16 protein-coding genes are annotated in these 16,401 nt (G+C 29.0%); 1 reads left to right on the forward strand and 15 read right to left on the reverse strand.

Features of this window, described 5'->3' with window-relative positions; genetic code table 11:
- Positions 1-51 precede the first annotated feature (51 nt).
- From ACZJV1_RS14775 to ACZJV1_RS14845, 15 genes are all read right to left on the reverse strand, one after another.
- Positions 52-2,148: an HD family phosphohydrolase gene (locus ACZJV1_RS14775; RefSeq protein ID WP_463650627.1), complete on the reverse strand. Its 2,097-nt coding sequence runs from the start codon at positions 2,146-2,148 to the stop codon at positions 52-54.
- A gap of 32 nt (positions 2,149-2,180) precedes the next feature.
- Positions 2,181-3,320, reverse strand: a complete 1,140-nt coding sequence (yqfD, locus tag ACZJV1_RS14780; RefSeq protein WP_463650628.1) for a sporulation protein YqfD — start codon at positions 3,318-3,320, stop codon at positions 2,181-2,183.
- Between the two features lies 1 nt (position 3,321).
- The gene (gene yqfC / locus ACZJV1_RS14785) at positions 3,322-3,600 is read right to left on the reverse strand and encodes a sporulation protein YqfC (RefSeq protein ID WP_411168644.1); all 279 of its coding nucleotides are present in this window, start codon (positions 3,598-3,600) and stop codon (positions 3,322-3,324) included.
- Between the two features lie 522 nt (positions 3,601-4,122).
- The gene (rpsU, locus tag ACZJV1_RS14790) at positions 4,123-4,299 is read right to left on the reverse strand and encodes a 30S ribosomal protein S21 (RefSeq protein WP_008429643.1); all 177 of its coding nucleotides are present in this window, start codon (positions 4,297-4,299) and stop codon (positions 4,123-4,125) included.
- A gap of 118 nt (positions 4,300-4,417) precedes the next feature.
- Complete coding sequence (locus ACZJV1_RS14795) at positions 4,418-4,759, reverse strand: histidine triad nucleotide-binding protein (protein ID WP_463650629.1); 342 nt, start codon at positions 4,757-4,759, stop codon at positions 4,418-4,420.
- A 94-nt stretch (positions 4,760-4,853) separates the two neighbouring features.
- Complete coding sequence (mtaB, locus tag ACZJV1_RS14800) at positions 4,854-6,158, reverse strand: tRNA (N(6)-L-threonylcarbamoyladenosine(37)-C(2))-methylthiotransferase MtaB (protein ID WP_463650630.1); 1,305 nt, start codon at positions 6,156-6,158, stop codon at positions 4,854-4,856.
- Positions 6,159-6,160: 2 nt separating this feature from the next.
- A complete protein-coding gene (locus ACZJV1_RS14805) occupies positions 6,161-6,913 on the reverse strand; it encodes an RsmE family RNA methyltransferase (RefSeq protein ID WP_460286826.1) in 753 nt (250 codons plus the stop codon).
- An 18-nt stretch (positions 6,914-6,931) separates the two neighbouring features.
- The gene (gene prmA, locus ACZJV1_RS14810; protein WP_463650631.1) at positions 6,932-7,873 is read right to left on the reverse strand and encodes a 50S ribosomal protein L11 methyltransferase; all 942 of its coding nucleotides are present in this window, start codon (positions 7,871-7,873) and stop codon (positions 6,932-6,934) included.
- A gap of 169 nt (positions 7,874-8,042) precedes the next feature.
- Positions 8,043-8,540: a thiol peroxidase gene (tpx, locus tag ACZJV1_RS14815; RefSeq protein ID WP_411168649.1), complete on the reverse strand. Its 498-nt coding sequence runs from the start codon at positions 8,538-8,540 to the stop codon at positions 8,043-8,045.
- A gap of 212 nt (positions 8,541-8,752) precedes the next feature.
- Complete coding sequence (gene dnaJ, locus ACZJV1_RS14820) at positions 8,753-9,877, reverse strand: molecular chaperone DnaJ (RefSeq protein WP_460286824.1); 1,125 nt, start codon at positions 9,875-9,877, stop codon at positions 8,753-8,755.
- Between the two features lie 96 nt (positions 9,878-9,973).
- Positions 9,974-11,830 (reverse strand): molecular chaperone DnaK, encoded by a 1,857-nt coding sequence (dnaK, locus tag ACZJV1_RS14825; RefSeq protein ID WP_463650632.1) that lies wholly within the window; start codon positions 11,828-11,830, stop codon positions 9,974-9,976.
- Positions 11,831-11,888: 58 nt separating this feature from the next.
- Positions 11,889-12,506 (reverse strand): nucleotide exchange factor GrpE, encoded by a 618-nt coding sequence (grpE, locus tag ACZJV1_RS14830; protein WP_463650633.1) that lies wholly within the window; start codon positions 12,504-12,506, stop codon positions 11,889-11,891.
- An 18-nt stretch (positions 12,507-12,524) separates the two neighbouring features.
- Positions 12,525-13,556 carry a heat-inducible transcriptional repressor HrcA gene (gene hrcA, locus ACZJV1_RS14835; protein ID WP_411170718.1) on the reverse strand — a complete coding sequence of 344 codons (1,032 nt, stop codon included), beginning with the start codon at positions 13,554-13,556 and terminating at the stop codon, positions 12,525-12,527.
- 189 nt (positions 13,557-13,745) lie between these two features.
- Positions 13,746-14,879: a radical SAM family heme chaperone HemW gene (gene hemW, locus ACZJV1_RS14840; protein ID WP_463650634.1), complete on the reverse strand. Its 1,134-nt coding sequence runs from the start codon at positions 14,877-14,879 to the stop codon at positions 13,746-13,748.
- Positions 14,880-14,998: 119 nt separating this feature from the next.
- Positions 14,999-15,268 carry a hypothetical protein gene (locus tag ACZJV1_RS14845; protein ID WP_411168654.1) on the reverse strand — a complete coding sequence of 90 codons (270 nt, stop codon included), beginning with the start codon at positions 15,266-15,268 and terminating at the stop codon, positions 14,999-15,001.
- Positions 15,269-15,434: 166 nt separating this feature from the next.
- Between ACZJV1_RS14845 and ACZJV1_RS14850 the strand changes: the two genes are divergently transcribed.
- Positions 15,435-16,346, forward strand: coding sequence for a patatin-like phospholipase family protein (locus ACZJV1_RS14850; RefSeq protein WP_463650635.1), 912 nt, complete (start codon positions 15,435-15,437; stop codon positions 16,344-16,346).
- Positions 16,347-16,401: the final 55 nt, after the last annotated feature.

The raw sequence follows: 16,401 nt of genomic DNA on the forward strand, positions 1-16,401 counted from the left end.
AAGGCACTATAACCCCTCCCTCTCGAATCCTTTATAAAATTACATTAATAATTATTTAACTTTCTTTTCTGTTGGATATTCAATTCTATGATGATATATCCCATCTAAAGTTTTCAAGAAATTTTTTCTTATAGTCTCTATATCTTTTAAGGTTAAATCGCAATTTATAAGTTGTCTTGAATTTAGTTTGTCATTTATTATGTTATTTACCATCTCTTCTATTTTGCCTTTTGTTGGTTCACTGATAGATCTTACAGCTGCTTCTACACTATCTGCAAGCATTATAATTCCTGACTCTTTTGTAGATGGTATTGGTCCAGGATATCTAAAATCCTCTTCTTTTATTTCCTCAGGCTTATCAGAAGAATTTTTAAGTTTATAATAAAAATATTTAACTAATGTAGTTCCATGATGCTGCTCCATTATATCCTGAATAGCCTTAGGAATGTTATGCTCCCTAGCCATCTCTAGTCCATCTTTTGGATGAGATAGTATTATTAATGTGCTTAAATTAGGAGTTATCTTATCATGAGGGTTTTCTTTCCCCATTTGATTTTCTCCAAAGAAATACGGTCTCTTTGTTTTTCCAATATCATGATAATATGCTCCAACTCTAGCCATTACTGGATTTCCTCCTACTGCTTCTGTAGCGGCTTCTGCTAGATTTGCAACCATCATGCTGTGATGGTATGTTCCTGGTGCTTCCATTAATAATTTCTTCATTAATGGCTGATTAGGATTTGATAGTTCCAATAATTTTATATTAGTAACTACATCAAATATTGATTCAAAAAATGGTAATAATCCAACTGCTAATATTCCAGAAATTAAAACACCTATAGCTGTATATCCTGTTTGTATAAATATTTCTTTTAAATCATTTGAGGCTAACATTCCTGAAGTTAATGTAACTACAGAAGATATAATAGTTATATACAGAGTTGAATATATTATATCATTTCTTTGTTGAACCTTCTTTAGTGCAGTTGAGCCAAGCACAACATTTACTATAGATAAAACTATAACTCCGGGGCTAAAGCCAACTATTATAGATATAAAAATTATATTAAGTAAGTTAATTATTAAGGATATTCTATAATCTATTAATATAGTCATTAACATCGCACTACATACCAAAGGTATTAAATATGGTGAAATTATATTAAGTCCCATAGAAATTATAAGTATTATAAGGTTAATACTGCTTATAAGTATTATCATCCTATTATTTTTAAATATATCTGGTCTTTCTCTAGATATGTAGCCATACTGAATGAATAATACTAATGATACTAATATTCCTAATGAAATAAATGATGAAAAGTAATTCTTTGTTGTACCACTATTTAAAAGACCTAATTCTTTTAATATTTCTATTTGCCTTTGAGTTACAGGTTCTCCTTCTTTTACTATAATTTGATTTTTCTTTATTATTTCTTTTTGAACACTTTTTTGAGCTTCTTTTATTGACTGTTCTATTTTATCATTATCAACAAATTTATTAGGCTTAATTTGTGTATAGCATATATTTTTTAAAACCTCTTCTAAGCCTCTATCCATATTGCTATTAGATAATTGAGCATCTGCTATTCCCTTTGCCTCTAATAAATCTTCATACTTATTTTCTTCTATCTCTTCTTTATAGACTCTTTCTAATACATTTACTACTAATTCTTGCACCTCAGAAACTTTTGCTGAATTTAATTCAACTAATGTTTTATATTCAGCATCAGTTAAACTAAACTCTTCTATCTTTTTTACTTCAGCTATTTTATCCTTTTCTTCTTTAGTAGAAGAATTTTCAGTTGCAAGCTTATTAAATAATTTCTTAACATTTTCAATTGCTTGTGTTTTAACTTCGCTTTTAACAATATATTGCTTATCTTCTCTTGCCTTAGCCATAGCTTCTTCTTCTTTTTGCTTAGTCGCAATTTCATCTATTGTATCAATAGGTGCTTTTATATCTACTGGTGCTATATCTCCAACAGATAAATTATGCTTTTTAGGTGCAATTACAGTTAATAGAAGTAAGTATATAGCTAAAAATACAGATAAATAAATAAATATTCTTTTGTATTTTTTATCTTCTTTTTTAGTTTCATTTTTGTTTTCATTTTTGCTTTCTTTATCTAAAACCACGTCTATCACCCTCTAATCTCTATAGTTAATATTAATCCATACTAATAATCTACAGGATCATTATTAACTATATTTTGTTCTACTACAAAAACTACATTAACTATTATATTTCCATCTGAATCTTCTTTTGAATTTACTATCCTATCAACTATTTTAGCCTCTCTAGTTAAATTGTTGTAAAGAGATTCTTCAAGATTATTTAATGCTTTATTAACAGCTTCTTCTTCAGTTAATTGAACTGCAACTTCTTCTTTTTGAAAATATTTAACTTTATTTAGTATTTTCCCACTCTCTTCTATTCTATCATATTCTTTAAATTCTTTTATAGCCTTTTTAAGATAAATTTTTTTTCCGAATATTTTTAGATATATATCACTATCTTTATTTCCATTTCTCTTTAATTCTGTACCTTCTATTTTAATTCTCATACTTTTTTCATAAAAAGTATTTGCCATAACAACACCTTCTGGTATAACTTCATAAGGTTCCTCTTCTTTTCCATTAATACCTTCTATAACTATATCTCCTGGTTTAACTAAATCACCTATATGAACTGCAGATCTTCCTGAAAATGCATAAACCCTCCTTACTTCCCCCTCCATTTTTGCAACTAAGTTCCCATGCTTTCTTTCCTTTTCTTCTGGAGGATTAACCTTTTCTTCTATAAATATTTTTAATGTAGAACCTTCTATCCTCGCTCTTAACCACAGTATATCTGAATTCATATTCTCTAATTGTTTTTCTAATTCCTTAACCTTTATTTTCTTTTTGCTTATTCCTGGCTTTATTCCTATGTCATATAATTGTTGTCTTAATTCATAAGGAGCAACATTCTTTTTAGTATTTATCTCTATACTCCATATATAAGTGGAGAAATATAGTAGTAATATTATAAACATTCCACCACCCAAAGCTAAAAACATCTTACTCTTTAACCTACCTATAAAAAATAAAGTCCCTGAACTTCCTATAATTTTACTTTTTCCATTAAGCCTTTTAACAGCTTCTACCAGAGTATTATAGTCATTATAGTTTATTGTTACTCTAATAGTTGCTATATCTATTCGCTTAACATTTATAACATTTACATTCTCACTCCATAATATGTTTAAAAGTCTTTCTGGTCTTAATATGTTAATTTCGACTACTACCTTTCCACTATCAAAAACTCCCCCAGCCATATTACACCTCGTATGATATAGATTTGAATTTGCCACTAATAGTAATTGTAGAATCTCCAATATATAATATTTCGAAGTTTTCTCCCTCAATATTAATTACTTTGACCTTGGTGTTTACTCTTATGATGTTTCTTTCAAACAATATTATTCCTTTATGATTTTCTATTGTTATTTCATCATTTCCTATAATTGTTATCTTAGGAACATTTAAAACTATATCTTTAGGTAAATCAAATTTTTCAGCTATAACTTCTCTACTTTTTTCTATTTTTCCTTGCATAATTTTCTCTCCTTATATTTTTCCTAATAGTACTTTATGATAAGAATATATAGAAAATTACACATAATTTGTTTATAAATTTTAAAAATAAAAAAGCAAAAGGAACTGCAATTATAGTTCCTTTTGCTTTTATTTATTAGTTAATATTTTTCTTATCAATTGACTTTAAAATGTCATTACTAAGTTCATTAAAACTTAGTTATATCTTCAATGTTATTAACACCTATGGTGTAGCCGTTTCTTTAATAATTTTATTTTTTCTTTTATTTAACTGCTGAGGAAGGTAATTTAACAAGATCTACATTCTCAAATAATATGATTAATTAAATCCTGTCTATTTCCCTTTAAAATTCAAGTATAATAATTTCTTACACTTATTTTTGCTAAAATATATAACCTTATGGTCCTCAACCTTAATATATTGATTTGAAATCAATACCTTCACATTTATTGGATTAAAGTGAGCCTCCAATAATAGCTTATTAAATTAAGTTTTAGTGAAATTTTAAACTAAAATAGTTCTTACTTGAACTTTCTCTTTCTAGCAGCTTCTGATTTTTTCTTTTTCTTCACGCTTGGCTTTTCATAGTGTTCTCTCTTTCTAACTTCTGAAAGAACTCCAGCTCTTGCGCATTTTCTTTTGAATCTTCTTAATGCACTTTCAAGTGTTTCATTTTCTCCAACTTTTATTTCTGACATCTATTATCCCTCCCTCCGCTAGCTCAAATTAATTAATTTAACTCAGCTACGGGCTTAATAACACACGCTATATTATACAATAGGCACATATTAAAGTCAATATCTAGATTGAAACTATTTAGCCTGGTGGCCACTTTAATTCTCTTTGTCCTAAGACATGAAAATGCAAATGACTTACCGTTTGCCCCCCATTTTTCCCACAGTTATTTATAATTCTATAGCCTGTTTCGTCTATTTTTAGTTCTCTTACTAACTTATTAATAACAAGGAAAATATGTGAAATAATATTTGAGTTTTGCTCATTTAATTCATTTGCACTTTTAATATGCTCTTTAGGTATAACTAAAAAATGAATAGGAGCTTCTGGGCTAATATCATGAAAAGCTATAACTTTATCATCTTCATATAGCTTTTTACTCAGAATTTCACCATTTGCAATTTTACAAAAAATACAATCCATAAATTCACCACCCTTCTCTTAATTATTAAGAAAATTATTTATAATTAATTTGTATAGATATAGCTAAATTAAAATTACTATACTATTTTATAAATTATAAAAGCTTTGCTATTCCTATTTCATCTTTTGACTCTGTTATTTCTATATCTACTATTTTTCCAGTAACATCTGTACATGAACACGGCACTTGAACCTTTATATAGTTTCTTGTATATCCTTCATACACACCCTCTTGCCCTTTAACCTCTGTTTCTATAAGTACATTCATTTCTTTTCCTATAAACTTTTCTATAAATTCTTTTTCATTTTTATTACTTAATTCTATTAATAGCTTACTTCTTTTTTCTTTTATGCTACCATCTATTTGATCTTGCATATCTGCTGCTTTAGTTCCTTTTCTTGGACTATATTTAAATACATGAGTCTTAGTAAGCTTAATGTTTTTTAAGAATTCATATGTTTCAGTAAACTCCCCTTCTGTTTCTCCTGGGAACCCAACAATAACATCTGTTGTTATAGATACATCAGGCATAGTTTCTCTTAAAAGATTTACTGAATCAGCATATTCTTGTGCCGTATATCTTCTATTCATTCTTTTAAGTGTTGCATCACACCCGCTTTGCAATGATAAATGGAAATGTGGACATAGCTTCTTAAACTTCTTAATCTTTTCTATAACTTCAGGAGTAAAGAATGCTGGTTCAATTGATCCTATTCTTATTCTTTCTATTCCATCTACCTTTTCAATTTCTTCTATTATATCTATCAAGTTAACTTTACCTTCTAAGTCTAATCCATATGAAGCTGTATGTATCCCCGATAAAATTATTTCTTTAAAGCCATGTTCAGCAAGTTTATTAACTTCTTCTAATACTTTCTTAGGATCCTTTGAGCAAACTGATCCTCTTGAATAAGGGATTATACAATATGTACAAAATCTATTGCATCCATCTTGTATCTTTAAAAAAGCTCTAGTTTTATCTTGATATTCTTCTATATTAAGCTCTTCAAACTTTTTATTTTTAAGTACGCCTTCAACATGGACTTGTGATTTTCCTTCATCTTTAGCTTTATTAACATAGTAAACTACATCACCTTTGTTCCTAGTTCCAAGAACAACATCTACACCTGGTATCTCTGAAACTTCTTTAGGCGCTATTTGTGAGTAGCACCCAACAACTGCAATTATAGCGCCTTCATTTAATCTTCTTGCTCTACTTATAATTTGTCTTGATTTTTTGTCACCCATATTAGTAACAGTACACGTGTTTATTACATATACATCAGCTGCTTCACTAGCATCTACAACTTCATAGCCTTCTCTTATAAACTTCTCAGCCATTGCTTCTGATTCATATACGTTAACTCTACAGCCTAATGTAGAAAATGCAACTTTCATTATTAATTTCCTCCTAAATCTCCTAGCTCATACTGAACTAAAGAAGTAGCTACAAAACCTGCTGTTTCAGTTCTAAGAATTCTACTTCCTAAAGTTACTATATAAGCACCATTTTCTTTTAGTTTATTTATTTCATCTAATTCAAATCCACCTTCTGGACCAACTAATATTCCAACAGTATTAATTTTAGATATATCAATATTAGTCTTATTAAATAAAGTTTTTATTCCAAAGTTTTCAGCATTTTCATATGGAACTATAACTATATCTAAATTCTTCATTTTATCTAATGCTTCTTCAAAGCTTATTGGATCTACTACTTTAGGAACTAAGCTTCTTTTACTTTGCTTTGCAGCTTCTAAGGCAATTCTATTTAGTCTATCTAGCTTTTTAAAATCTCCTTTTAGCTTTATATCAACTCTTTCTGTTAAGGTTGGTATAAACTCAGTAATTCCGAGCTCTGTACCTTTTTGAACTATCAAATCCATCTTTTGAGCCTTAGGTAATCCTTGAAATAAATATATTTTTACATTGCTTTCATTGTTTACTTGAAGTTTTTCTTCTATATCAACTATTACTTCTTGCTTAGTTATTAATGATATAGTAGCTAGAAATTCTTCACCAGTACAATTGTTTAAAACTATTTTATCCCCTTCATTTAGCCTTAGTACTTTATATAAATGTTTTACATCATCACCTAAAATTTTTGCTTGCTTATCTATAAAATTTTCTTTAGGAGTAAAAAATTTATGCATTGTTCATTCTCCTTAAAACTACTTTACTTTGGCAACTATACAGTTCCATTCCCCATCCTTATTTATTTCTACCACTTCAAAGCCAGTTTCTTCAAGCTTCTTAGTAACCATATCTACCCTGTCATGTATTATTCCTGAAGTAATAAAGTATCCATTATTACTTAGAACCCTTTTAACATCTTCTGTTAAAATACATATAACTTCTGCTATTATGTTAGCGACAACTATGTCAGCTTTTCCATCAATTACTTCTACTAAATTACCATATAGTATTTGTATATTTTCTAAATTATTGTATCCAACATTTTCTTTAGCAGATTCAACAGCGACAGGATCTAAGTCAACGCCAACAGCCATTTTAGAACCAAGTTTTGCTGCAGCTATAGCAAGTATTCCTGATCCACATCCAACATCAAAAACGGTACTATCTTCTTTTACATACTTTTCTAAAGATTGAATACACATTCTTGTTGTTTCATGGGTACCTGTTCCAAAAGCCATGCCAGGATCAAGTTCTATTACTAGTTCTTCTCCCTGTGGATTGTATTCTTCCCATATAGGTTTTACAACTATTTTTCCCCCAATCTTAGTTGGCTTATAATACTTTTTCCAGTTATTAGCCCAATCCTCTTCGAACATTTTTTCGCTTTCTACTTTAGCTACTCCTGTATCAATTCCAAGTTCTTTAAGTTCATCCATTTTTTCATTTATATACTTTAATATTTCATCTATATTATCTTCTTCTGAAAAATAAGCTTTAACAACAGCAACCTCGCCCTTATGTTCTAATACATTTATATCTGCAAAATCCCAAGTTAATGGCCCTTGCTCTCTTTCTAATATGTCATTTGGATCTTCAATCGCAACCCCTTTACAATCTAATCCATAAAATATTCCTGAAACAGGTTCTAGTGCCTCACTTTTAGTTATAACTCTAACCTCTATCCAAGTTCCTTGCATTTAAATCAGTCCTTTCAAACATACTTTGACTAATTTATTATTTTACACTTATGTTAACTTTCTGTCTATATATTAAGCTAAAGTAATTAAGTCCTTTTAAATAAAATTATAAAAATTAAAAGTATCCGGGTTAACCAAATACTTTTAATTTTCATTTTATATTATTTTGCTATTTTACTGCTTTAGCTGCTTCTAAAATTTTATCATAACTTGGTTCACTTGTAATCTCATCTAAGTATTCTACAAATGTTACATTATCATTTGAATCTACAACAAATGATGCTCTTGTTAATAAACCTAATTCTTTAATATATGTTCCTGTAGCTTCTCCAAAACTTCTGCTTTTATAATCAGATAAAGTTTTTACTTTTTCTACATCTTCTAAGCCACACCATCTTGCTTGAGCAAATGGTAAATCCATTGATACTGTATAACAAGTTACTCCATTTAAATTATCTACTTCTTTATTAAATCTTTTTACTTCCATATCACAAACTGGAGTATCAATTGATGGTACTGTTAAAAACACTCTTGCTCCCTTTGTATCTTTTAAAGTAAATTCTCCTAAATCATTTGTTGCCACTGAAAAATCTTTAAATTTATCTCCAACTGATAATATATTTCCTTCTAATGTTATAGGTGATCCTTGAAATTTAACTGTTTTCATTTTATCATTCTCCTCACTTTAAGATTTCTATTTTATCTTTTACAAAATCTCATAAAATTATATATCTCTATTATATACGATAATAATTATTTGTAAATATTAATTATCTATAATATAAAAATTTTTATAAAAATATTTAATATAAATTCAAATTTTTAAACTCTTTATTTCATATCCATTAAAGAAAAAAGGATTAGCAAATGCTAATCCTTTTATTTAAATAAATCTTTAAATCCTTTTTTATGGGTAGTTCCTTCCCCCATATTTTCTCCACAAGATTCCATGAATACCTTTAAAGCCTCTTTTTGCTTTTCATTTAAATTCTTAGGAATATCAACTATAACCTTAACATATTGGTCTCCTCTTCCTGATGAATTTACTCTTGGAACGCCCTTTCCTTTTAATCTAAATAAGGTTCCTGATTGTGTTCCTGCTGGAATTATATATTTTACATCTCCATCTACAGTTGCAACAGTTATCTCAGTACCTAATGCTGCTTTTCCCATAGAAATATGAGCATCTATATATATATCATTTCCTTTTCTTGTGAACTTTTTAGAAGAAGTAACATTAATTCTAACATATAAATCTCCTGCTGGGCCATCATTAGTTCCATGATCTCCTTGGCCTCTAAGTGGCATTACATTTCCTGTATCAACTCCAGCTGGAATATTCACAGTTATTTTTCTATTTTTTCTAACATTTCCCTTTCCATGACATGTTGTACATGGCTCATCTATAACTTTACCACTTCCACCACATGTACTACAAGTTGATGTGCTAACAAAGCTTCCTAATGGAGTTTGCCTTTGTACTCTAACTTGCCCTTGACCATGACATGTTGGACATGTCTTTGCAGAAGTACCTGTTTTTGCTCCACTTCCTTTACATGACTCACATTTTTCGCTTCTATTTATAGAAATTTCTTTTTCTACACCAAATATAGCTTCTTCAAATGTTAAATTAACTGTGTATTCTAAATCAGCACCTCTTTGTGGTCCATTTCTTTTTCTTCCACCACCGCCACCAAAGAAGCTATCAAATATATCTCCAAAACCTCCCATCTCTGAGAAGTCAAAGCCACCAAATCCACCTGAACCAAATCCACTTCCATCAAAATCTACACTTCCGAATTGATCATATCTAGCTTTTTTTTCTGGATCTGAAAGCACTTGATAAGCTTCATTTATTTCTTTAAACTTATCCTCTGCTTCTGTATCACCTTGGTTTTTGTCAGGATGATATTTTATAGCTAGCTTTCTAAAGGCTCTTTTTATTTCTTCATCTGAAGCTCCCTTTTCAATTCCAAGGGATGCATAATAGTCTTTATTTGCCATCTACTTCACCACCATTTTTAATTTTAAACTTTATAAAAGGGAAGACGACTCAAGCCTTCCCTCATATATTATATATATTAGAATAACAAGTTACAACTATTTATCGTCTTTAACTTCAAAGTCTGCATCAACTACATTATCATCATGTGGAGTTTGACTTGCACCTGCTCCGCCCATATTATTTGGATCAAATCCTTCTCCTGCTGCTCCATTAGCATTTGCATCTGCATATATCTTTGATGATATAGCATAGAATTCTTGATTTAATTCATCCATAGCTTTCTTTATAGCTTCTAAATCTTCTCCATCTTTAACCTTGTTTAATTCATCAAGCTTAGCTTGTATCTTAGCCTTGTCTTCTGCTGATACCTTATCTCCAAGCTCTTCTAAAGTCTTAGCTGTTTGATAAGCTACTTGGTCAGCATTATTTTTAACTTCTATTTTTTCTTTCCTCTTCTTATCTTCTTCAGCAAATTTTTCTGCTTCCTTAACTGCTGCATCTACTTCAGAATCACTTAAGTTTGTTGAAGCTGTAATAGTTATATTTGCTTCTTTATTAGTTGCCTTATCAAGAGCTGATACTTTAACTAATCCATTTGCATCTATATCAAATGTAACTTCAATTTGAGGAATTCCTCTTGGAGCTGGAGCAATACCTGATAAAGTAAATCTACCTAATGTCTTATTGTCAGCTGCCATTTGTCTTTCACCTTGAACTACGTGAATTTCAACTGATGTTTGGCCATCTGCTGCTGTTGAGAATGTTTGGCTCTTTTTAGCTGGAATTGTAGTATTTCTTTCAATAAGTGGTGTAGCAACTCCACCTAAAGTTTCAATTCCTAATGTTAATGGAGTAACATCTAATAATAATACATCCTTAACTTCTCCTGTTAATACACCTGCTTGAATAGCTGCACCAACAGCAACACATTCATCTGGGTTTACTCCCTTTGATGGTTCTTTTCCAGTAAAGTTCTTAACTGCTTCTACAACAGCTGGAATTCTTGTAGATCCACCAACTAATATTATTTTATTTATATCGCTTAATGAAAGATTTGCATCTGATAATGCTTTCTTCATTGGCTCTATTGATCTTTGAACTAAGTCATGAGTTAACTCATTAAATTTAGCTCTAGTTAAATTCATATCAATATGCTTTGGACCTGTTGCATCAGCTGTTATAAATGGTAAGTTAATGTTAGTTTGCATTGATGATGATAATTCAATCTTAGCCTTTTCAGCAGCTTCTTTTAATCTTTGAAGTGCCATCTTATCACTTCTTAAATCTATTCCATTTTCAGCCTTAAATGTATCTGCTATGTGATCCATAATTCTTTGGTCGAAGTCATCTCCACCTAGCTTAGTATCTCCGTTTGTTGATAAAACCTCAAATACTCCATCTCCTAATTCTAGGATAGATACGTCAAATGTACCACCACCTAAATCATAAACAAATATCTTTTGGTTAGTATCCATTTTATCTAAACCATATGCCAAAGCTGCAGCTGTAGGTTCATTTATTATTCTTAAAACTTCTAAACCTGCTATTTTACCAGCATCTTTAGTTGCTTGCCTTTCAGAATCATTAAAGTATGCAGGAACTGTTATAACAGCTTGAGTTACTGACTCTCCTAAATAAGCTTCTGCATCAGCTTTAATTTTTTGAAGTACCATTGCTGATATTTCTTGTGGTGAATGATCTTTTCCATCTATATTTACTTTATAGTTTGTTCCCATATGTCTCTTAATTGATATTATTGTCTTATCAGGATTTGTAATTGCCTGTCTTTTAGCTACTTGACCTACTAATCTTTCTCCATTAGCTTGGAATGAAACTACTGAAGGTGTAGTTCTTGCTCCTTCTGAGTTGCTTATTACTACTGGTTCTCCACCTTCCATAACAGCTACACATGAGTTTGTTGTTCCTAAATCAATTCCTATTATTTTTCCCATAATTTATTTCCTCCTAAAAACTATATCTTTCAATTTATAGATTTTGTTTATATCAATATTAATTAGCTACCTTTACTACTGTGTATCTAATTACTTTGTCGCCTCTTTTATATCCCTTTTGGAATACTTCAGCTATAGAATTCTTTTCAAAATTTTCATCTTCTATATGCATAACAGCTTGATGAAGATTTGGATCAAACTCTCCAGTTGAATCTATTTCTTCAACACCTAATTTTTCAAAAGAGTTCTTAAATCCTTTTATAGTCATTTCAATACCCTTTTTTAAATCATCTACGTTTCCATCCACTGCTATAGCTCTCTCTAAATTATCTAATACTGGTATCATTTCTTTTAATACATCTGTACAAGCATCTGTATAAATACCTTCTTTTTCTTTAGTTGTTCTTTTTCTATAATTTTCATACTCAGCTGATATTCTAAGCAATCTTTCTTTTAAAGCATCTAGCTCGTTACTTAGTTTTTTATTTTCGTCTTTTAATTTTCTCATAATATCTAGCTCATTTTCCTTATCATTTTTTTCTTCTAAGATTTCTTCAACTATATCATCTGAAGATTCATCTGTCTCTGCTTCAACAGTAGAATTTATATCTTCATTTTTTTCTGTTTCAAATGCTTCATCTTTTAAATCTTCTCTCACTTCTCTGTTATCTTCCACAACAACACCTCATCTCTTTTATTCTATAATTTGATTTCTTAGGCTTTTATTTAACTCTTTCATAACTTGCCCCATAATGGCAATAACCTTTGAATAATTTATTCTTTTTGGTCCAATTAGTCCTATTTTTCCTATTGGTCTACCATCTAAAGAGTATTCAGCAGATATTATAGAGCAATCTTTAGCTTCTGGAAAATAATTTTCCTCTCCTATTCTAATGGTAATATCATTACCTGGCTCTATCAAATCTATTAAACTATCCTTATCATTTATAAGAGAAAGGATTTCTTTTGCTTTCTCAATATTGTTGTATTCTGGATAGTTAAATATATTGGTCGTACCTTCAACAAATACTTCTGTATTATTCGCCTCTTTCAAGGTTTCATATAAAGCTGGCAGTATCCCATTAAAAACTTCATCAAAACCCTTCAGTTCCATTCTAAGATTGTTTATTACTTCTAAGTTAATTTCTTCAATTGTTAAATTTCTTAGCCTTAAATTTAAGACTTCATTTATCATTTGAATAGTTTCAGGCCTTGGCATATTATTTACCCTTATTCTGTGATTCTTAATAACTCCACTGTCTGCTACTATAACTGAAACCAAATTATGACTGTCAATAGTAAGTAATTGAATAGATTTTATATAACTACTTCTTACAGATGGAGTTTGCACTACTGTAGTTAAATTAGTAAGCTCTGATAACAATGAGCAAGCTTTCTTAACTATCTTATCAACCTCATACATTGCTGAATTTATAATGTACTCCTTAATTTTCAGTTCCTCTTCTCGAGTTAACCTTCCAGTTTCCATTAGCTTATCTACATATAATCTATACCCCTTATTTGAAGGTATTCTACCTGCAGATGTATGTGGTTGTTCTAGATACCCCATATCTTCTAGATCAGCCATTTCATTTCTTATTGTAGCTGACCCAACTCCTAAATCATATTTCTTAGCTATTGTTCTTGAACCAACAGGTTCACCTGTCATGATATAGTCATTAATGATAGCCTGAAGTATTTTTATTTTTCTTTCATCAATAGCCATAACATCACCTCTATCTGTTAGCACTCATTATTACTGAGTGCTAATGACTACAATATCAATATATTCCTTATTAGCTTTTTTGTCAATTTCATAAAAGTATAAATTAAATAATATAATTTCAATATATTAAATTATTATTATTTTTCTTAAATTTTCTATTACATTCTTAATTTTTCTATATAAACCATTTTATAATATAAAATCACTCATAACACCATTTGATAACTCCACTCCCTTTTCAGTGAGCCTTAATTTATTATTTTCTAATGTAAGTAGTCCTTTATTTATATTTTTATCTATAACATCTTTATATATACTGTTAATATCTATTTCAAATTTTTCTTTAAATTTAATTATATTTGTTCCCTCCATCATTCTTAGTCCCATAAACATATATTCTTCCATATCATCCTTTTGTGAGTTTTGAAACTCTTCCTCGACAATAGGTTCTCCTTTATTAATCTTTTCTATATAAGATTTTACATCTTCTATATTCTTTATCCTTTTTCCACTTATAAGTGAACTTGAGGCTGAACCAACTCCTAAATACTCTTCACATTTCCAATAAACCTTGTTATGAAGACATTCATATCCCCTTCTAGAATAATTTGATATTTCATATTGATTATATTCATACTCTTTTAATATTTCCTTAGTAATTGAATACATACTTCTTTCTTCTTCTTCTGATGGAAGTATTAATTTATTCCTTTCCCAAAGTTTATAAAATGGCGTACCTTCTTCTACAATTAAGCTATATGCAGATATATGCTCTGGTTGTAATTTTGCTATAGTTTCTAATGATTCTATCCATTCATCTACACTTTGGTTTGGTAATCCAAACATCAAGTCTACATTTATATTCTTAAACCCAACTTTTCTAACTAAGTTGAAATTTTCTTCAAACTGCTTAAAGCTATGTATTCTTCCTATATCTTTTAATAAGGAATTTTGAACAGCTTGTAACCCCATACTTATTCTATTTACTCCGCCATTTATCATAGTTTTTAATTTTTCTTCATCTAAGGTACCTGGATTACACTCCATTGTAAACTCTATATCTTTATTTAAGTTAAGGTTACTTATTGTTTTTAGTAAATTATCTATTTGATGTGTTTCTAAATATGATGGAGTTCCTCCACCTATAAATATACTTTTTATTTTATAATCCTTTACTTTTTCATTTATTTCTTTGCACAATGCTTCTACATAATCCTCCTTAAGATAATCTATTGAAGCATATGATGGAAAATCACAGTAAAAACATTTTTGCTTGCAAAAAGGTATATGTATATAAAGGGCTATTTCCTTTAAATTTCTCATTTTATTATCACTCTTTCTATAAGTAAATTTCTCTTTATTGCTATTATACATAACTAAACAAAAATTTAAAGCTAAAAATAGAAGAATAGATTAAACATGTTAATCTATTCTCCTATTTCCTATAATTCCACTAAATCTATATTGATTACATTATGAAATATTATATCTTTTTGAACTCTCTCTATTCTTGTATTTATTATATTGTTTTCAAAATTCAATTGAATTTTTGATTTTAAGCCATTTCTTAAAAGATGTGTTTCTAGCTTATGCCCAATCATTGATATTAGACATATTTCTCCATTCTTTCTTTTAAGAGTACCTGTTACCATTCCTAAATTCCTTAAAGTTTTCCCTTTCTTTTTTATATCTCTTAAATTAGCCTCTAACATAAATCCACCTCACCTAAAATTTTATACAATTTATATATATTTATAATCCTAAAATTTAATTACAAAATATATTTATTAAGTAAAGAATTTTATTTATAAATATAACTAGCAATAAAAATAATTTAGAATAAATTAATTATATATTAATTTATGAGGAGCATTTATTTTGAAAACTTTTAAGATACTTGCATTTGATGGTGGTGGTATTAAAGGAGCTTTAAGCGTTGAAATTCTCTCTAGAGTTTGTCATAAATATCCTGGCTTTTTAGATGAAATAGATTTGTTTACTGGTACTTCTACAGGTTCAATAATAGCTGCTCTCTTAGCTAATAATATCTCTATTAAAGATTTAAACAACTTGTATAGCATTCCTGTAGCAAAAAAAATATTTTCACCATCTCACTTTAATTTAATTAGGCCAAAATTTAGTAATACTAACTTAAAAAATATTATTTCAAATTATTTTAGCGATGATCTTAAAATAAGTGATTTAAATAAATATATTTTTATTCCTGCTTTTGATGTAAAGGGAGTTAATAAACCATCTTGGGAGCCAGTTTTTTTTAATAATCTTTCTAAAAATTCAACTTCTGACTTTAGTGTTAAGGATGTAATACTAGCAAGTTCAGCTGCTCCTACATACTTTCCATCCTACAAGGACTTTATAGATGGTGGAGTAATTGCTAACTCACCTACTGCTATTTCATTATTAGCTACCCTTTCAGCATTTGGTAACACCTATGATTTTAAACAAATAAGACTACTTTCTATAGGTACTGGTGATAGTCCTGAAAGAATTAAGGGAAAAACAGAAAAATGGGGAATATTACAATGGTCTTTTCATCCATTTACTAAGATGAAATCACCTTTATTATCACTTCTTATGGATGGTATGTCTGATTTAGAAAATATGTATTGTAAGGAGTTTCTAAAATCTAATTATTTTAGAATAAATCCTAGAGTCTCTAAGTTTATAGAAATGGATAACTATAGATTTATTCCTTATTTAAAATCAATTGCAAGTAATTATGATTTATCAACACTATATTCTTATATAGAAAATATATATTTAAAATAGTTTTATATTTCATGAACAAACAATACTATTTTTAATATAATAAAGTATAATATTA

This window comes from Clostridium sp. LS3, assembly GCF_055330225.1.